Source organism: Aeromonas sp. FDAARGOS 1406, assembly GCF_019048565.1.
GTDB classification, from domain to species: Bacteria; Pseudomonadota; Gammaproteobacteria; order Enterobacterales; family Aeromonadaceae; genus Aeromonas; species Aeromonas caviae.
The window spans coordinates 4,074,345-4,092,208 of the sequence record NZ_CP077378.1; the positions used below are offsets into that span (position 1 = coordinate 4,074,345).

The 17,864-nt window shown below is 63.3% G+C and carries 13 protein-coding genes; 5 read left to right on the forward strand and 8 right to left on the reverse strand.

Going from position 1 to position 17,864, the window contains the following annotated elements:
* Positions 1–239 precede the first annotated feature (239 nt).
* Positions 240–1,541 (forward strand): sigma-54 dependent transcriptional regulator, encoded by a 1,302-nt coding sequence (locus I6L36_RS19270; protein ID WP_010673560.1) that lies wholly within the window; start codon positions 240–242, stop codon positions 1,539–1,541.
* Between the two features lie 97 nt (positions 1,542–1,638).
* On the opposite strand, the gene ybaL is transcribed toward I6L36_RS19270, so the two are convergent.
* Positions 1,639–3,264, reverse strand: coding sequence for a YbaL family putative K(+) efflux transporter (ybaL, locus tag I6L36_RS19275; protein ID WP_216986791.1), 1,626 nt, complete (start codon positions 3,262–3,264; stop codon positions 1,639–1,641).
* 374 nt (positions 3,265–3,638) lie between these two features.
* Entirely contained in the window at positions 3,639–5,420 is a 1,782-nt protein-coding gene (gene ggt, locus I6L36_RS19280) for a gamma-glutamyltransferase (RefSeq protein WP_119197425.1), read from the reverse strand.
* A gap of 112 nt (positions 5,421–5,532) precedes the next feature.
* On the opposite strand from ggt, the gene I6L36_RS19285 reads away from it, so the two are divergent.
* Positions 5,533–6,150, forward strand: coding sequence for a GDSL-type esterase/lipase family protein (locus I6L36_RS19285; RefSeq protein WP_109113038.1), 618 nt, complete (start codon positions 5,533–5,535; stop codon positions 6,148–6,150).
* Positions 6,151–6,329: 179 nt separating this feature from the next.
* On the opposite strand, the gene rdgC is transcribed toward I6L36_RS19285, so the two are convergent.
* Positions 6,330–7,241 carry a recombination-associated protein RdgC gene (gene rdgC / locus I6L36_RS19290; protein WP_010673564.1) on the reverse strand — a complete coding sequence of 304 codons (912 nt, stop codon included), beginning with the start codon at positions 7,239–7,241 and terminating at the stop codon, positions 6,330–6,332.
* 179 nt (positions 7,242–7,420) lie between these two features.
* On the opposite strand from rdgC, the gene I6L36_RS19295 reads away from it, so the two are divergent.
* The 3 genes from I6L36_RS19295 to I6L36_RS19305 all read left to right on the forward strand — a co-directional run bounded on the left by I6L36_RS19295 (position 7,421) and on the right by I6L36_RS19305 (position 12,938).
* Positions 7,421–7,849, forward strand: coding sequence for a GNAT family N-acetyltransferase (locus tag I6L36_RS19295; RefSeq protein WP_010673565.1), 429 nt, complete (start codon positions 7,421–7,423; stop codon positions 7,847–7,849).
* Positions 7,850–7,959: 110 nt separating this feature from the next.
* A complete protein-coding gene (locus I6L36_RS19300) occupies positions 7,960–9,186 on the forward strand; it encodes an exonuclease SbcCD subunit D C-terminal domain-containing protein (RefSeq protein ID WP_043155829.1) in 1,227 nt (408 codons plus the stop codon).
* Entirely contained in the window at positions 9,183–12,938 is a 3,756-nt protein-coding gene (locus I6L36_RS19305) for an AAA family ATPase (RefSeq protein ID WP_109422229.1), read from the forward strand. Before I6L36_RS19300 ends, I6L36_RS19305 begins: the two co-directional genes overlap by 4 nt.
* 81 nt (positions 12,939–13,019) lie before the next feature.
* Here the strand turns inward: I6L36_RS19305 and I6L36_RS19310 are convergent, their stop codons facing one another.
* The 5 genes from I6L36_RS19310 to cysK form a co-directional block, all read right to left on the reverse strand.
* On the reverse strand, positions 13,020–13,565 hold the full coding sequence (locus I6L36_RS19310) for a cytochrome b (RefSeq protein WP_010673568.1): 546 nt from the start codon (positions 13,563–13,565) through the stop codon (positions 13,020–13,022).
* 254 nt (positions 13,566–13,819) lie between these two features.
* Positions 13,820–14,329, reverse strand: a complete 510-nt coding sequence (crr, locus tag I6L36_RS19315; protein WP_010673569.1) for a PTS glucose transporter subunit IIA — start codon at positions 14,327–14,329, stop codon at positions 13,820–13,822.
* Positions 14,330–14,372: 43 nt separating this feature from the next.
* Positions 14,373–16,100 carry a phosphoenolpyruvate-protein phosphotransferase PtsI gene (gene ptsI, locus I6L36_RS19320; RefSeq protein ID WP_041213301.1) on the reverse strand — a complete coding sequence of 576 codons (1,728 nt, stop codon included), beginning with the start codon at positions 16,098–16,100 and terminating at the stop codon, positions 14,373–14,375.
* A gap of 44 nt (positions 16,101–16,144) precedes the next feature.
* Positions 16,145–16,402, reverse strand: coding sequence for an HPr family phosphocarrier protein (locus I6L36_RS19325; protein WP_005303128.1), 258 nt, complete (start codon positions 16,400–16,402; stop codon positions 16,145–16,147).
* Between the two features lie 443 nt (positions 16,403–16,845).
* Positions 16,846–17,814, reverse strand: coding sequence for a cysteine synthase A (cysK, locus tag I6L36_RS19330; protein ID WP_010673571.1), 969 nt, complete (start codon positions 17,812–17,814; stop codon positions 16,846–16,848).
* Positions 17,815–17,864: the final 50 nt, after the last annotated feature.

The window sequence follows — 17,864 nt, forward strand, 5'->3', positions numbered from 1 at the left end:
TCTCAATGTTGAGAGCGACATATTATGTCGTGAAGTAAGCGCTTATTTATCAATGGATTTATTTTTTCTCACGGATAATTTGGCTGTCTCAATATTGTGGTGCCATCAATCTAAAGGCGGGATGGTTTATAGTTATCATCGTCTGGCCATATTAAATGGCGCCATTTGATGATAAAGGGAGTTATCTGGACAAGTCGTCAGACTCCTTCGTGCAGTGGCGATAACAAGGAGTTGTCCCTATGACAGAAACGGCATTGTTGCTCATCAATTCATGTGCCGTACTGGAAAGCCTGCTGGAACAAGGCGAGTGGCAGGTGGAGCAGGCAAGCTCCCTGGTGGTGGCAGAGAAAAAACTGCAGGAAAAGGACTATCCCCTGGTGCTGGTGGTGATCGAGCATCAGCAGCACGAAGCCCTCTACAACCTGATTGCGCAGCACTCCGGCGCCTTGTGGATCGGCCTCATCCAGCGGGACTGTCTCGCCAGCGAAGCCCTTCGCAATTTGCTGGCAGCCTGTTTTCATGATTTTCACACCTTTCCCCTGGACAGAGACAGGCTCTCCCACAGCCTGGGACATGCCCTGGGGATGGCGCGCCTCATCCGGCGACACCGCCCCCGACTGCAACCCCAGCTTCGTTTCATCCAGGGGGAGAGCGCCCCCATCCGCCAGTTGCGCGACCAGATCGTGCGGTTGCAGCATTGCCGCCTGCCCGTACTGGTGACGGGACCGAGCGGCACGGGCAAGGAGCTGGTGGCCCGGGAGCTGCACTACAGCACGTTCGGGGAGGAGAGCCCTTTCGTGGCGGTCAATTGCGGGGCCATGCCCCATCAGCTCATCCAGTCCGAGCTGTTCGGCCACGTCAAGGGGGCCTTCACCGGGGCACAGCACCACAAGATAGGCAAGATAGAGGCCGCCGATGGCGGCACCCTGTTTCTCGACGAGATAGGGGAGTTGCCACTGGAGGATCAGGCAACCCTGCTGCGCTTCTTGCAGGAGCAGTGCATAGAGGCGGTGGGCAGCCACCTGACGCGTCGTGTGGATGTGCGGATCATCGCGGCCACCAATATCGATGTGGAGCAGGCGGTGGCCAGCGGCGGATTTCGCATGGATCTCTACTACCGGCTCAACGTGGTGCGCCTGCGCACCCCGGCCTTGTGCGAGCGGGCGGAAGACATCCAGCTCCTTGCCGATGACATTCTGGCGGAAGTGCGGGGCGGGCGGGTGCTCAGCTTCACCCGCAAGGCGCGCCAGGCCATGCAGTCCTATGGCTGGCCGGGGAATGTGAGGGAGCTGCGCAACCGGGTTCAGCGGGCGGTGGTCATGTGCAGCGGCCCCTTCATCGAAGCCGATGACATGGAGCTGACCAACATGGACAGCCTGCTGCTCGACGGCTCGCTCAAGGCGGTGCGCGAAGCGGCGGAGCGTCAGGCCTTGCAACGGACGCTGGCCCGCTTCCCCGATCAGCTCGAGGAGGTGGCCCGCACGCTCGATATCTCCCGGGCCACCCTTTATCGCCTGCTGGACAAGCACGATCTGCTGTGAGGGGACGGCAGTATCGCCCCGTCATGCAAAAAGCCCGGGCAGCAGGCCCGGGCTTCTTGTCTGGCCCCGTCGTGGGGACTCGTTACTTCGATGAGCTTCAGGCCATCTCCATGGCCAGGTGACAGAGTCGCCGCGCAGCCTCCTCCTCGCTCTTGACCACCTGATGCACGCCGCGCACGCGCAGATGATGCACCTCCTCGTGCTGGTGGGCACAGGCGGCGATGCGCATCAGGGCGCCGTATTCCTGCGCCCTGATGGCTATCTCACCGGCCAGCAGGCTGTCATCCAGGGTGATCAGCAGCCAGCTGGCGTTGGGCAGCGCCGCCGTCAGCAGATCCTGCTGGATGGGATGGCCCGCCAGACAGGTGATCCCCATGGCGCGCCAGGGGGCCAGCAGTCGCTCGTCGGTGTCGATCACCACTATCTCCCTGCCTTGTTCATGCAACTGCCGGATGAGGTGCTGACCTATCTCGTCGGCGCCCACTACCACCACATGGCCCTGCAAGGGGCAGAGGTGAGGTGACCCATCGGTGCGTGGATCGGGATGGCGCCTCAGCCAGCGCTCCGCCTGGTTGAAGACCAGCGGATTGAGCACGATGGAGAAACAGGCGCCGACCAGCACCAGATCACGGGCGACTCCGGGGACCAGCTCGAGCATGACTCCGAGACCCATCAGGATGAAGGAGAACTCCCCCACCTGTGCCAGGCTGGCGGAGATGGTCAGCGCCGTGCGCTGGCTGTGGCCAAAGAGCCGCACGATGGCGAAGGCGGCCACGGATTTGCCGATCACGATGACGAACAGGGTGGCCAGCACGGCCAGGGGCTCGCGCAGCAGGATGACGGGGTCGAACAGCATGCCCACGGAGACGAAGAAGAGCACGGCGAAGGCGTCCTGCAGGGGCAGGGTGTCGTTGGCCGCCTTGTGGCTCAGATGGGAGCTGTTCATCACGACGCCGGCGAAGAAGGCGCCGAGGGCAAAGGAGACGCCAAACAGCTTGACGGCGCCAAAAGCGATGCCAAGGGAGCAGGAGAGGACGGCCAGGGTGAACAGCTCGCGGGAGCCGGTGGCGGCGGTGCGGGCCAGCAGCCAGGGGATGAGGCGTCGCCCGCCGATGACCATCAGGGCGATGAAGGCAGCCACCTTGGCCAGGGTCAGGCCGATATCCGCCATCACTTGGGCCGGGGTCAGTGCCTCGCCCCCCTGCTGCAGGTTGGCGAGGATGGGGAGCAGTACCAGCACCATCACCAGATCCTCCACGATGAGCCAGCCGATGGCGATGCGTCCCTCGTTGGTGTCGAGCTGGCCGCGGCTCTCCAGGGCGCGCAGCAGCACCACTGTACTGGCGGTGGAGAGGGCCAGGCCAAACACCAGGCCGGCGGTCACGGTCCAGTCGAGCAGTTGGGAGAGGCCAAGGCCGAGCAGGGTCGCAAGGGTTATCTGGACGATGGCTCCCGGGATGGCGATGTGTTTCACCGACAGCAGGTCTTTCACGGAAAAGTGCAGGCCGACACCAAACATCAGCAGGATGACGCCGATTTCGGCCAGCTCGGGGGCGAGCCGCAGGTCGGCGACATAGCCCGGCGTAAAGGGGCCGCATACCACGCCGGCCGCGAGGTAGCCCACCATGGGGGAGATGCGCAGGCGGCTTGCCAGCATGCCGAAGAGGTAGGCCAGCACGAGGCCGCCTACCAGGGTGGTGATAAGGGGGAGTGAGTGGTCCATGTCGTCACCTCGCTAATGGCAGTCAGGGGCTACCAGATCACCCGAAGGCGAAGAGGGCAGCTGTCAATGAGCAGGGGGCGAAAGAGACAGAAGTTGGCCGTATCAAGGGGAAATCTTGAGGGCAACAGATGCCGTTTCTATTGAAAAGTAATGCATTTATATGCCATGAGCAACACTGTTCCAGTTTTAGCGTTGGTTTTGATGAAAAGCATCTTTAATGCATTGCGATTGGGTGAAAAGAGTGTGCAGTTAAAGAAAAATTGGCAGGAATAATCAATCGATGATGATATTGGGAGGCAAGGGAGAACACCTATGAGCACAAGGCATGGAGGAGGCTGGCCTCCTCCATGGTGAACGAGGGTGCTGAAGGGGCATCACTCTCCCCTGGCGACCCCCTCACGTCTGGGGTCTGCGGCCCCCAGCCAGCCGCCGGCATGGCGCTGGACGCCCTGCAGCCCGGAGGTCTGCTCGTTAAGCAGGACCTCATGCCCTCTGGCTTTGAGCCCCTGAACCACGGCGTCGGGCGTGCGCCCCTGCTCCAGCTCGGTGGGGCCGTTGCGACTGCCGAAATTGGGCAGGTTGATGGCCTGCTGCAGGTCGAGCCCCCAATCCTGGGTGCCGAGCAGCGCCTTGCCCACGTAGTTGATGATGGCCGAGCCTCCCGGGGAACCCAGGCTCATCTCGAGCTCGCCGCTTGCCTTGTCAAACACCAGCAGGGGCGACATGGAGGAGCGGGGGCGCTTGCCGGGCTCCACCCGGTTTGCCACCGGCAGGCCGGCGGCGTCCACCGAGGTGAAGGAGAAGTCGGTGAGCTGGTTGTTCAGCAGGTAGCCGTTGACCATCAGCCGCGAGCCGAAGCCATCCTCGATGGAGCTGGTCATGGCCACCGCCATGCCGCTCTTGTCCACGATGGAGATGTGGCTGGTGGAGGGCAGCTCCGGGGTGGCGTCCCGGCCCCAGGCCAGCGCCCGGGGCGGGTTGCCGGGCTGGGCGACGCCCATGGAGCGGTTGCCGATAAGGTGCCCCCGCTGCGCCAGATAGCTCTTGTCCAGCAGGCCTGTCACCGGCACGTCGACGACGTCGCCGTCGGCCACGTACTGGTTGCGATCGGCGAAGGCGAGGCGTGCCGCCTCGCTGTAGAGGTGAATGGCCTCGCTGGAGGCGGCCAGTTGACCCTGCTCTCCCTGTACCGGTTTGAGGGCGGCCATGTCCCGGCTTTCCAGCATGCCGAAAATCTGGCCAAGGGCGATGGTGCCGGAGGAGGGGGTCGGGAAGCCGCAGATCTCGCTCTGGCGATAGTCAAAGCAGAGCCCGTCCCGCAGCTTGGCCTGGTAGCTGGCGAGATCGGCGGCGCTCAGCACCCCGGGGTTGGTCGGGTGGGCGTGCACCTTGGCCACCATGGCCTCGGCCAGCGGGCCGCGATAGAAGGCGTCGGGGCCGTCGCTGGCCAGGGTACGCAGCACCCTGGCCAGGGCCGGGTTGGTGAGTCGGGTACCGGCCGTCTTGGGAGTGCCGTCCGCCTGATAGAAGTAGGCACGGGCGTCCGGATCCCCGGCCAGATAGGGATCTTTTGCCAGCAGGGTGGCGAGGCGGGGGCTTATCACGAACCCTTGCTCCGCGAGGGTGATGGCGGGTTCGAACAGCGTGGCCCAGGGCAGCTTGCCATAGCGCTCGTGCGCCAGGGCCAGGGCACGCACCGTGCCGGGGGCGCCGACGGAGCGCCCGCCCACCACCCCCTCATAGAAGGCCATGGGTTTGCCCTCCTTCATGAAGAGCTGATCGGTGGCAGCGGCGGGGGCTGTCTCCCGGCCATCCACCGCCGCCACCTGCTTGCCATCCCACACCAGCATGAGGGAGCCGCCGCCGATACCCGAGGATTGAGGCTCCACCAGGGTCAATACCAGCTGGGCGGCGATGGCTGCATCGACGGCGCTGCCCCCCGCCTTGATGATCTGGTAGCCCGCGTCCACCGCCAGCGGGTTGGCCGCCGCCACCATGAAGTCACGGCCCTGCCAGCCCGGTTTGTCAATCCAGCCGCTGGCCGCCTCCGGGGCGATCAGGGTCTGGGGAGGAGGGACATAGTGAAAGCCGTCCTGGGAGGCGCAGCCGCCAAGCAGGCCGAGGGCGACCAGCAGGCCGAGGGGTTTGAGGGACATGACAGGCTCCTTGTCGGTTTCTTGTTCACCTGCCGAAATGTGTCACACTTGGAGCTTGATTAAAAGTTTGTCTTAATACTCATATGGTTACAAAACTATCAAGGAGGCGCTCATGACACACCGGGGGACGCTGGCGAAACCTTGCATGGCGGGGCTGCTCTGCCTGTTGCTGACGGCCTGCGGGGAGCCGACCTTCAGACCGCTGGCCCAGGGGGAGACCCTGCTCGCCTTCGGGGACAGTCTGACCGAGGGGCGCGGGGTGAGCCCGTCCCAAAGCTACCCCAGCGTGCTGGCGAACCTGAGCGGCCATCCCGTGGTCAATGGCGGGGTGTCCGGAGAGCTGAGCCAGGCCGGCAGGGCCCGCCTGCCCGGGTTGCTGGCTCGGCACAGACCCGCTCTGGTCATCCTGCTGGAGGGGGGCAACGACATCCTGCGTGGCAGCGGGGAGGCGGCCCTCAAGGCCAATCTCGCCGCCATGACAGAGGCGGTGCAGGGGAGCGGGGCCCAGATCCTGCTTGTCGGGGTGCCCCGAAAATCCCTGTTTGCCGATGGCGCCCCCCTCTACGAAGAGCTGGCAGATCAGTACGGGCTGGTGCTGGACAACGACAGCATCGGCGAGTTGCTGCGAGACCCGGCCCTGAAGTCCGATGCGGTGCATTTCAATGCCGAGGGTTACCGCACCCTGGCGCAGCGACTTCATCGACTGTTGCAGGAAAGGGGGGCACTCTAGCGAGATGTCATGCTGCCGGGGCAGTGCGCCATGCTGCCGCAATCAATGGGCTCAGGGGATTGCGCGGCGGGAGGGCGGCGGCGCTACCCCGGAGGGGGCCAGCCCGTGGCGATGATGCCGATGGAGATGAAAAAACCGCCGTGAAGGCGGTTTTTTGCAATCAGGCTGAGCCAATTTGCTTAGATGGACTGCTCTTCACCGCCCAGGGCAGCAAACAGGGCCGGGATGAACTGGGAGAGCTCGGCGGTGACCAGGGCGAAGTCGGCGTCCAGGCGGGCGGCGGGATCTTCACTGGTGACGTCGTCGTTCTGCTCGCGCAGCTCTTCGCTGAACTTGAGGCGCTTGATGGAGAGATCATCCCCCAGCACGAAGCTCAGGGTTTCGCCCCAGTTGAGGGCCAGCTTGGTCACCAGCTTGTCGTTGGCCAGGTGATTCTTGATCTCCTCGCTCATCAGATCCTGCTGCTTGCAGCGGATGATGCCGCCGTGCTCCATGGCGCTGCGCAGCTCGGCTTCGTCCTCCAGGGTGAAGGCGGCGGGCAGGTTGCCCTCATTGAGCCACTCGGTCATGGTGATCTCGGGCGGGTTCTTGAGGGCCACCGGCACTACCGGCAGGGAGCCGATGGATTTGCGCAAGAGCGCCAGCAGATCGTCCGCCTTCTTGGCGGAGCCTGCATCCACCACCATCAGGTTGTCGGCAGGGTTTATCCAGGCGAAGGTCTGGCTGGTGCGGCTGAAGGCGCGGGGCAGCAGGGTGTGCATGATCTCCTCTTTCAGCGCTTCTTTTTCTTTCTTCTTGAGGGCGCGACCCTGTTCGAATTCAATGGCCTCTACCTTCTCCGCCAGCATCTCCTTGACCACGGTGCCGGGCAGCATCTTCTCTTCCTTGCGAGCGCACAGCAGGATGTGGCCAGAGGCGGCGTGGGTCAGGGTGGAGCCGAATTTGCCAAGGGGCTTGACCCACCCGAACCGGGAGATGTCCTGGCTGCCGCAGGGGGTGAAGGCGCAGGCTTCCAGCTGGGTTTCCAGCTGCTCAACGGTCAGGTCGAAGGGGCGGGTAAAGCGGTAAATCTGCAGGTTTTTAAACCACATGGCGTCCTCGGTCTCTAGATTGTCCGGCGGGCATTGTACTAGAGAGGCGCTTTGTGATCAGCCAATCATTCTCGCTAAATAAAGGGCGATCGACCTCACAGGGCCCCACCTTGATCCCCCGGGAGCGGGCCCAACTCCCCTAGACTGCGAGTGTTCACATTGCTGACAAGGAGGCGACCATGTTGAGACAGAGTCGGCCGGAAGACATGGAAGAGATCGTCGAAATCTGGCTCCTGGCCTCCCTGCAGGCCCACGATTTCGTCGATGCCTCCTGCTGGTGGCAGGCTCAGGAGGAGCTGCGTACCCGCTACCTCGATCACGCCCGCATCTGGGTGTTCGAGGAGCGAGGGGACCTGCTCGGCTTCATGGCGCTGGTGGATGATTACCTGGCTGCACTCTTCGTGCGCCCCGATAGGCAGGGGCGGGGGGTGGGGCACGCCCTGTTGCAGGAAGCCAGATCCAGATGTGCCGAGCTGCATACCCGGGTCTTCGTGGAGAACGAGCCTGCGGTGCGTTTCTACCGCCGCCACGGCTTTGAAATCGGGGGGGAGGTGCCCGATCCCCTCACCGGTCATCTTCAGTACCAGATGCATTACCAAGCCGTCTGAATCTGACGTCTGGGGCTGCCCCGGTTGAAAACGGGGGGCTCCATCCTCATCTTGTTTCCATCCCGGGGCGCCCTCGCCCCCGCTCTCTTCTCCTTATCGAGCCGTTTTCCATGAAGATCCTGCACACCGCCGACTGGCACCTCGGTCATCAGCTTCACGGCCACGACCGCCGCTTCGAACACGACGCCTTCCTCGACTGGTTGGCCGACACCATCAAGACCCGCGACATCGATGCCCTGCTGGTGGCGGGCGATCTGTTCGACACCGCCAACCCTCCCGCCAGTGCCTGGCAGCAGCTCTACCGCTTCCTGGCACGGCTGCGGGCCGAGCACCCGGCACTGGAGATGGTGCTCATCGGCGGCAACCACGACTCTCCCTCCAAGCTGGATGCCCCCCACGAGCTGCTGCGCGCTTTCGACCTCCATCTGGTGGGCAGCATCAGCCGGGACGACGAGGGGCGCCTCGAGACCGAGCGCCTGCTGGTGCCGCTGCGAGGCAAGAACGGCGAGGTGGCCGCCTGGTGCGCCGCCGTGCCGTTTCTGCGCAGTAGCGATCTGCGCCCCGACGGGCTCAGGGAGGGGCAGGACAGACTCATCGAAGGGGTACGCCAAGTCTATGAGGCGGTGCTGAGCGAGGGGCGGGCGCGCTGCCATCCGGATCAGGCCCTCATCGCCATGGGCCACGCCTATCTGGCGGCGGGCCAGCTCTCCGAGCTCTCCGAGCGGCGGGTGCTCGGCGGCAACCAGCACGCTTTGCCTGCCGAGCTGTTTGCCGCCGCCGACTACACGGCGCTGGGTCACCTGCACCTGGCCCAGAGTCCGGCCGAGGGGGTGCACTACAGCGGCTCGCCGCTGCCGCTCTCGCTGGCCGAGGCGAATTACAACCATCAGGTGCTGGAGGTGACGTTTGAGAGGGGCAAACTGGCCCGCCTTGAGCGGATCCCGGTGCCCCGCGCGGTGGAGATGATCCGGCTGCCCCAGAGCGGCCTTGACGAGGCGCTCCAGGCCATCGAGGCGCTGGCGCTACCCGCTTGCCCGCAGCAGGCGCAGCCCTTCCTCGAGGTGCGGCTGCTGCTGCCCAAACCCGAGGCCCGCATCCGCGAGCGCGTGCTGGCCGCCATCGGCGACAAGCCGGTGCGCCTTGCCCGCATCACGACCAGTTATCAGGGCTCGGGCCAGGGGCTGGCGGATGGTGCCGGCCAGCGCAGGCTCGATGAGCTCTCCCCCACCGAGGTGTTTCGCCTCTGCTATCAGCGTCAGTTCGACGGGGAGCCGGAGGCCGAGCTGGTGGCGTCGTTTGAAGAGATCCTGGAGCAGGTGAAGGAGTCCAGCCAATGAAAATCTTGTCGCTGTCAGGGGAGAATCTGGCCAGCCTGACCGGTCAATTCACCATCGATTTTGCCGGTGGCGCTCTGGGGGCTGCCGGCCTGTTTGCCATCACCGGCAATACCGGCGCGGGCAAGAGCACCCTGCTCGATGCCATCTGTCTGGCGCTCTACGACGAGATGCCGCGCTTTATCGCCAATCGCAAGAATGTCGCCGAAGTGGGCCGCATGGATGACGAGGAGAAGCTCAAGGCCAACGACGTGCGCGGCATCCTCAGCCGCGGCCACGCCAGCGGTTTTGCCGAGGTGCAGTTTCGCGGCTGTGACGGCCGCATCTGGCTGGCCCGCTGGGCGGTGCGCCGGGCCCGCAACCGCGCCGAGGGGCGCTTTCAGGCCCAGGAGCGCAGCCTGACCGACGTGGCGTCGGGCCAGGTGTTCAGTGGCAGCAAGCGGGAGCTGCAGGATCGCATCGACGAGCTGGTGGGGCTCTCCTGGGAGCAGTTTCGCCGCGCCGTCATCCTGCCGCAGGGGGAGTTTGCCGCCTTCCTAAAATCGAGCGCCGATGAGCGTTCGGCCCTGCTCGAACGGATGACTGGCACCGAGCTCTACTCCGCCATTTCGGTCCAGACCCATGAGCGGGCGCGGGAGGAGCAGCAGAAACTGGCTGCCATCAGCCAGCGGCTCGGCGACGTGGCGCTGATGGACGAGGCGACCCGCGAGCAGTGGGTGAGCCAGCAGATAAGCCTTGCCACCAGCCTCAAGCACGAGCAGCAGCAACAGCAGCTGATGCAGGACTTGCGCGATCTCAACGGCCGCATCGCCGCCCAGTTGCAGGCCTGTCAGGAGGGAGAGGCGGCCCTTGCCGCGGCCGAGGTGGCCCACGCTGCGGCCGCCCCCGAGCGGGAGGAGTTCGCCCGCGCCGAGCAGGCCCAGGTGGCCCGCGCCGATCACGACGAGCTGGCTCGCCTCACCCTGGAGGTGCAGCAGCAGGAGAAGGCGCTGGCCGAGCTTGGTCCCGAACTTGGCAAGCTGGAGGAGCAGACCCAGCAGAGCGCCCTCACCGAACAGCAACTGCTGGCGGAGAAGATCGCCGCCGAGCGCGAGTGGGGCGCCCTGCAGCCCGAACTCAAACGGGCGCAGGAGCTCGATACCCGGATTCGGGAAAAGCAGCAGCAACTGCAGAAGATCCAGCAGGAGGGGGCGCAGGAGCGGGAGGTGCAGCTCACCCTGGAGCAGGGCTGGCGCCAGCAGAGTCAGCAGGTGGAGCAGCTCAAGCGCCAGCACCAGCAGTGGGGTGCCTGGCTCGAGGAGCACAAGGAGCTGGCGCCGGTCGCCCGCCAATGGCAGCCCCTGCTCACCGCCATGCAGGATTGGGCCGAGGATGCCGACAGGCTGCAGCAGCTCCTTACCCTGCGCGAACACAAGCTGCGCGCCCTCAGGCAGTTGCAGCACCAGCTGGAGCAGGGGCAGCAGGAGCGCGACTACTGGCTGCGCGAGCAGGAGCGGCTGCAGCAGCAACAGCACGAGCTGCAGGAGCAGCAGTGGGAGGGGCGTCTCGCCAAGGCGCAGGAGCAGTGGCAGCAGCAGAGCGAACAACTGGGCCAGCTGCGCCAGCTGCTGGAGCTGGCGGACTATGGCCGCAATCACGGCGAGCAGCATGGTCGCCTGCAGCAGGAGATCGCCCAGCTGGAGCAGGCGCTCGGCAAGCTGGCTATTCTCGGCGACGAGCTGGCGCCGGCCCGTGAGCGGCTCGCCCTGCAGCGGGACGAGGCGCGCCACGCGCTGGAGCAGTCCCGCGCCATCGCCAGTTTCGAGCAGCATCGCCACATCCTGCGCGACGGTGAACCTTGCCCGCTCTGCGGCGCCGAGGAGCACCCCTATCACCAGAGCCAGCCGCAGGTGGCCGGTATTCTCGGCCAGCTGGCGGAGCGCGTCCGCAGCCTCGAGCTCGAGTGGGAGCGGCTCAATCACCAATACATTCAGTGCGAGAGTGAACGCCAGGAGCTGGCCCGCCAGCTGGCGGTGCGTCAGCAACATCTACCTGAGCTGGAGACGCGCGCCGAGCAGCTGACCCAGCGCTGGCAGCAGCTCGGCGGTGCCGAGCTGCTGGGCCATCCGTTGCCGCTACGTCAGAGCCCGATCGAGTGGAACGAATTGATGAGTACCCTGCTCGGTCGCGGCCAGAGTCTGGAGCAGGGGCTGGTCCGCAGCCAGCAGCAACTGCGCGAGGCCCAGCAGGGGCAGCAGCAGTTGCAGGCCGTGCGCCAGCAGCTGAGTCAGCTGGCCAGCCAGCACCAGCAGTTCGAGCAGCAGTGGCAGGAGGCCGACCGCCAGCGCATCGCCCTGGAAGGGGAGGTGAAGGGGATGGGCGAGCAGGAAACGACCCTGCGCCAGCGCCTTGAGCAGGGGGGCAGCCGGCTCGACGAGCAGATGGGAGGCCAGCCCTGGCGTCAGTGGCTGGGCAGCCAGCAGTGGCATGAGTGGCAGCGGGCCTGCGAGGCCTGGCTGCACGGCCAGAGCGAGTGGGAGCGGCTGACCGGCGAGATTGCCAGCCTCACCCCGGCCCTGAGCGCCCAGGAGGCACGCCTGCAGACCCAGCGCGAGCTGCTGCACAAGCTCGAGCGCGACTACAAGGAGCACGAACAGCAACGGCAGGGGCTGGTCACCAGCCGTGCCACCTGTCTGGGGGGCGAGGAGATAGCCTTGGTCGAGAGCCGCTGGCAGCAGCGGCTGCAGCAGCTGGCGAGCGAGCTGGAGACGATGCAGGGGGCGGCCCGCGCCCTGCGCGAGCGCCAGACCGAGCTCAAGACCCGTCTCAGCCATCTGGAGCAGGAGAAGCAGGTGAGCAGCCGTCGGCGACGGGAGGTGCTGGGGCGCTGGGCTGCCCACGCCAGCAGCCTCGGCATCGCCGAATATGACCTGCGCCGCCTGCTGGCCATGAGCCCGGATGAGCTCAAGGGGCGCCGCGCCGCCTTGCAGGCGCTGGAGGATGCCCGCGCCGAGGCGCGTACCCGTTTGACCGAGCGGCAGCGGGCGCTGGCACTGGAGGAGAGCAAGCGGGATCGTTACCGCGAGCATCACCCCGAGCTGGCCGCGTTGGCGCCGCCGGAGCTCGACAGCCGGCTGACGGCGCTGGAGGCGCACTGCCGCGCTCTCGACGAGCAGTTGTTCCAGTGCAAGAGCACGCTGGCCCAGGCCGAGGCGGCGGCCCTCAAAGCGGGCACCTTGCAGGAGGAACTGGCTGCCCAGCAGGCGGTGGCGGATCACTGGCAGCGCCTCTGTGACCTTATCGGTTCGGCCAGCGGCGCCAAGCTGCGCACCTTCGCCCAGAGCCTCACCCTGGAGCGGCTGCTGCTGGAGGCCAACGCCCAGCTCGCCGAGCTCTCCCCCCGCTATCGGCTGGAGCGGGTGCCCGGCACCGATCTGGCGCTGCAGGTGGTGGATCTCGACATGGGGGATGAGGTGCGTTCGGTGGATTCCCTCTCCGGCGGTGAAAGCTTCCTGGTGTCGCTGGCGCTGGCGCTGGCCCTATCCAGCCTGTCGTCGCGCCAGACCCAGGTCGAATCGCTGTTCATCGACGAAGGCTTCGGCACCCTCGACCCCGACAGCCTGGATCTGGCGCTTGCCAGCCTCGATTCCCTGCAGGCGGCCGGTCGCCAGATCGGGGTCATCTCCCACGTGCAGACCCTGGTGGAGCGGATCGGCGTGCAGGTGCGGGTGGAGGCCCTCGGTGGCGGCGAAAGCCGGGTGGTATTGCCCGGCTGACGACGTGTCGCCCATGGCCCTCCATGAACAAAAAGGCCTCTGTCACAGGGGCCTTTTTGTTGGTGTGCAACTCGTTGCTGGTTATTTGCGCTCGGGCAGCATATTGGTCAGGGTGTTGTCTTTGAGCACATGGTGGTGGTAGATGGCTGCCGCCGCGTGCAGGGCAATCAGGGCATAGCCAATGTTGGCCAGCGTCTCGTGCAACTCCTTGATGGTGCCCTTCAGGCCGTCGTCGGGCGCGATGAGGGCGGGGAGCGCCAGGCCGAAGAAGGGGATGGGCTTGCCGCCCGCACTCAGCAGCAGCCAGCCCAGCAGCGGAGTGAGGAGCAAGAAGCCATAGAGCGCCAGGTGGGCGAGCTTGGCCAGCGTGAGCATCAGGGGGGAGAGCTCGGGCACGATACGCGGTGAAGGGCTACCCACGCGCACCAGCAGGCGCACGACCACCAGCGCCAGGATCAGCAGACCCACCATGAAGTGAAACTCCTTCATCAGGTCGCGGCCGGCCGACCCTTTGGGGAAGATGTCCCTGAACTCCATCAGCGCATAGACGGCGATCATCAGCAGCAGGGTCAACCAGTGCAGCCCTATGCTCAGGCTGCCATAACGTTGTTCGGTATTTCTCAGCATCGTTGTCTCCTCGCCACTTAAGCGGTTTATCTCTTTTCATCCCGTCTCATATCGAGCCAAAGGACCCGCAGGTATCCCTCTTGAGGGTACTCGGCTTGCTTATGCCCGTGTTGATCTCGATAACATTTCTGCCTGTTTGCCGTCATGCTGACCTGTGCGGGAGCCCATGGAGTATCGGGAGATGGAAGGGGCAAAAAAAAACCGAAGCACCAGGCTTCGGTTTTTGGCGGTCGCTGGCGTCAGGCCAGGGCGCATTATTTCTTGATGCGGATCACCGGGGTTTCGCCCACGGTCACGGCGCCAGTCATCTTCACCAGCTCTTTGATCTCGTCCATGTTGGAGATGACCACAGGTGTCAGGGTAGACTTGGCTTTGGCTTCCAGAACGGCCAGATCGAACTCGATGATGGTGTCACCGCGCTTGACCTGTTGACCTTCCTGAGCGATACGGGTGAAACCTTCACCCTTCAGCTCGACGGTGTCGATACCGAAGTGAACGAACAGCTCGATACCAGAGTCGGACTCCAGAGAGAACGCGTGGTTGGTCTCGAAGATTTTGCCGATGGTGCCGTCGCACGGAGCAACCATCTTGTTGCCGGCCGGTTTGATGGCGATGCCGTCGCCGACGATCTTCTCGGCGAAGACGACGTCAGGCACATCTTCGATGGGGACGATTTCGCCGGACAGCGGAGCAAAGATTTCGATGCCGCCAGTGTCAGAACTGTCGTCGGAAACCAGTTTCTTCAGTTTGTCGAACAGACCCATAGTAAAAGCTCCTAGAGATGATTGTCGCTGTTTGCAGCCGATCTTAGCAGACTGCCTTCTGCTTAATAAAGTTATCTACGCACGCTTCGATTTCGGCGGCGGTGGCAAAGCTCAGCGCCTGGTCGGCCATGGCCTTCACATCTTCGAAGTTGGTGTTGCGGATAAGCTTCTTGATACGCGGTACAGAGATGGCGCTCATGGAGAACTCATCCAGACCCATACCCAGCAGCAGCAGGGTGGCGCGTTCGTCACCAGCCAGTTCACCGCACATACCGGTCCACTTGCCATTGTCATGGGAAGCGTCGATCACCATCTTGATCAGGGTCAGGACGGAGGGTGACAGCGGGTTGTACATGGCGGAAATCATCTCGTTACCACGGTCGACAGCCAGGGTGTACTGGGTCAGGTCGTTAGTACCGATACTGAAGAAATCCACTTCCTTGGCCAGATGATGAGCCATCACGGCCGCGGCCGGGGTCTCGATCATGATACCGACTTCGATGGATTCATCAAAGGCTTTGCCTTCGGCACGCAGTTCGGCTTTCAGCGTCTCCACGGTAGCCTTCAGGCTGCGGAACTCTTCGACGGAGATGATCATCGGGAACATGATGCGCAGTTTGCCGAAGGCAGACGCACGCAGGATGGCCCGCAGCTGGGCGTGCATGATGTCGGTGCGATCGAAGAAGATACGCACGGCACGCCAGCCCAGGAAGGGATTCATCTCTTTCGGGAAATTCATGTAGGGCAGTTCTTTGTCGCCGCCGATGTCCATGGTACGGACGATGATCGGTTGATCCGGCATGGCTTCGGCCACTTCTTTGTAAGCCTTGAACTGCTCGTCTTCGGTCGGCAGCGCGTCACGGTCCATGAACAGGAACTCGGTACGGTACAGACCCACGCCTTCGGCGCCGTTGCGGATGGCACCTTCGGTGTCCTTGACGGTCCCGATGTTGGCGCACACTTCGACCTGGTGGCCATCCAGGGTGATGGCAGGCAGGTCTTTGAGCTTGGCCAGCTCGTCCTTCTCGGCCTGGAACTGGGCCTGGAACTTCTTGGCTTCGTTCAACTGGTCGGCGGTCGGGTTGATGATGACCTGGTTGTTGATCGCATCCAGCACCAGCATGTCACCGTTCTTGACGCGCTCGGTGATGTCGTTGGTGCCCACGACGGCCGGCAGCTCCAGGGAGCGGGCCATGATGGAGGTGTGGGAGGTACGGCCACCGATGTCGGTGACGAAGCCCAGCACGTATTTCAGGTTGATCTGAGCGGTTTCAGACGGGGTCAGGTCTTTGGCGACCAGGATGACCTCTTCGTCGATGGTGCTCAGGTTGACAACGGCGATGCCCAGTACGTTCTTGACCAGACGGGTGCCGATGTCACGGAAGTCGGTGGCGCGCTCACGCAGATAGGGGTCATCCAGATCGGCCATCATCTTGGCGTACTGTTCGATCACCTCGTGAACGGCTCTGTCGGCAGAGGCCTTGTGTTCTTTGATGAAGGATCTGATATCCCCTTCCAGCTCTTCATCTTCGAGCAGCATGATGTGGCCTTCGAAGATGGCCTCTTTTTCTTCACCGAAGGTGCGACCGGCCATCTCTTTGATGGCTTCCAGCTGTGCGGCTGACTTGGTGCGGGCTTCGAGGAAGCGGTTGATCTCGGCATCAATCTGTTCGGCGGGAATCTTGCCCTGATTGATAACGATTTCATCTTCTTTCAGAAGAAGCGCCTTGCCGAATGCGATACCGGGGGACGCAAGAATGCCAGATATCATAATCCTTCCTATTAAAACGACTGTGGGGGAGGAATAAAGCTGGATTACTCCAGCTCGTCCATCAGGGCAACCAGCTTCTCAACGGCTTTCTGAGCGTCCGGGCCGTCAGCCTGGATGGTCACGTTGGTGCCTTTGGTCAGACCCAGGGTCTGGAGCTTGAACAGGCTCTTGGCGCTGGCGGATTTGCCACCGGAGACCACAGTGATCTCACTTTGGAATTCTTTGGCTTCTTTCACGAACTGAGCTGCAGGACGGGTGTGCAGGCCGTTTTCAGCAGTAATAACAACAGACTTCTCGTACATGGTTTCACCCCATATTATTGATATTGTTTGGAGAGATGGTCGCCAATGAGGCTTCCTGTCTCACCGTGTCAGTATGGATATGTTGTAAAGTAACGAAATCAGACCTGCAATGGTTTAATCCAGGTCAATTTTCTGTGCAGTATTCGGCGTTGTGGCCAGGTATTTTTTCGCTATCAGGCTGCAAGCCGCGTCAGGACTGGCTTGAAATTATTTTATAACGAAAAATAACACTTTGTTACCTTGTGATACCTTGCCAGCAAACACCTCGTGACGCCGCACAGGATATGAGATTTATCACAGAATGTCTGCTTTTTTTGTCATATCCAATTTTGTTATTTTACCCAAAAAAATAAGGGGCCGAGTGGCACTGGTGGCTAGAGAGTTTAGCGCATAATGAAAACGGCGCTCCGAGGAGCGCCGTCGTGTTGGTGTTGGCTGATCAACTACTGCTGCAATTCCTGCTCGCTGAACACACCGGCGAAGAGGGCGCTGGAGAGGTAACGCTCGGCGGCGCTCGGCAGGATGACGACAATCGTTTTCCCTTCGAACTCCGGCTGCTCGGCCAGACGGTTGGCAGCGACCACGGCAGCGCCGGAGCTGATACCGGCCAGGATCCCTTCCTCTTCCATCAGGCGGCGGGCCATCTCGATGGCTTCGTCACTGCTCACCTGCTCGACGCGGTCCAGCAGGCTCAAATCCAGGTTGCCCGGGATGAAGCCGGCGCCGATGCCCTGGATCTTGTGGGGACCGGGCTTTATCTCTTCACCCGCCAGTTTCTGGCTGATGACGGGGGATTCGCTGGGCTCGACCGCCACGGAGACGATGGCCTTGCCTTTGGTCTTCTTGATGTAGCGGGAGACCCCGGTGATGGTGCCGCCGGTGCCGACGCCCGCCACGAACACATCCACCTCGCCATCGGTGGCGTCCCAGATCTCGGGGCCAGTGGTCTGCTCGTGGATTTCCGGGTTGGCCGGGTTTTCAAACTGTTGCAGCAGCACGTACTTGCCCGGCTCGGATTCGAGGATCTCGTTGGCCTTGGCAATGGCGCCCTTCATGCCGAGGGGGCCTTCGGTCAGCACCAGGTTGGCACCCAGGGCCTTGAGCAGTTTGCGGCGCTCCAGGCTCATGGTGGCCGGCATGGTCAGGGTGATGGGATAGCCGCGGGCCGCAGCCACGAATGCCAGGGCAATGCCCGTGTTGCCGCTGGTGGGCTCGATGATCTCCTTGCCCTTGGTCAGCACGCCGCGTTTCTCGGCATCCCAGATGAGGTTGGCACCGATCCGGCACTTGACGCTGAAACTCGGGTTGCGGCTCTCGATCTTGGCCAGCACGCGGCCCTTGGTAACACGGTTGAGACGAACAAGCGGGGTGTTGCCTATGGTCTGGCTGTTGTCCTCAAAAATTTTGCTCATGGTGCTATCCCTGTGTTTGTTAAGGCGATGAAACAAGATTACCCTGTGGT

Excerpts from the sequence above, each read along its gene's own strand:
- I6L36_RS19270 (WP_010673560.1), top strand. The coding sequence starts at position 240 with ATGACAGAAACGGCATTGTTGCTCATCAATTCATGTGCCGTACTGGAA.
- ybaL (WP_216986791.1), bottom strand. The coding sequence starts at position 3,264 with ATGGACCACTCACTCCCCCTTATCACCACCCTGGTAGGCGGCCTCGTG.
- ggt (WP_119197425.1), bottom strand. The coding sequence starts at position 5,420 with ATGTCCCTCAAACCCCTCGGCCTGCTGGTCGCCCTCGGCCTGCTTGGC.
- I6L36_RS19285 (WP_109113038.1), top strand. The coding sequence starts at position 5,533 with ATGACACACCGGGGGACGCTGGCGAAACCTTGCATGGCGGGGCTGCTC.
- rdgC (WP_010673564.1), bottom strand. The coding sequence starts at position 7,241 with ATGTGGTTTAAAAACCTGCAGATTTACCGCTTTACCCGCCCCTTCGAC.
- I6L36_RS19295 (WP_010673565.1), top strand. The coding sequence starts at position 7,421 with ATGTTGAGACAGAGTCGGCCGGAAGACATGGAAGAGATCGTCGAAATC.
- I6L36_RS19300 (WP_043155829.1), top strand. The coding sequence starts at position 7,960 with ATGAAGATCCTGCACACCGCCGACTGGCACCTCGGTCATCAGCTTCAC.
- I6L36_RS19305 (WP_109422229.1), top strand. The coding sequence starts at position 9,183 with ATGAAAATCTTGTCGCTGTCAGGGGAGAATCTGGCCAGCCTGACCGGT.
- I6L36_RS19310 (WP_010673568.1), bottom strand. The coding sequence starts at position 13,565 with ATGCTGAGAAATACCGAACAACGTTATGGCAGCCTGAGCATAGGGCTG.
- crr (WP_010673569.1), bottom strand. The coding sequence starts at position 14,329 with ATGGGTCTGTTCGACAAACTGAAGAAACTGGTTTCCGACGACAGTTCT.
- ptsI (WP_041213301.1), bottom strand. The coding sequence starts at position 16,100 with ATGATATCTGGCATTCTTGCGTCCCCCGGTATCGCATTCGGCAAGGCG.
- I6L36_RS19325 (WP_005303128.1), bottom strand. The coding sequence starts at position 16,402 with ATGTACGAGAAGTCTGTTGTTATTACTGCTGAAAACGGCCTGCACACC.
- cysK (WP_010673571.1), bottom strand. The coding sequence starts at position 17,814 with ATGAGCAAAATTTTTGAGGACAACAGCCAGACCATAGGCAACACCCCG.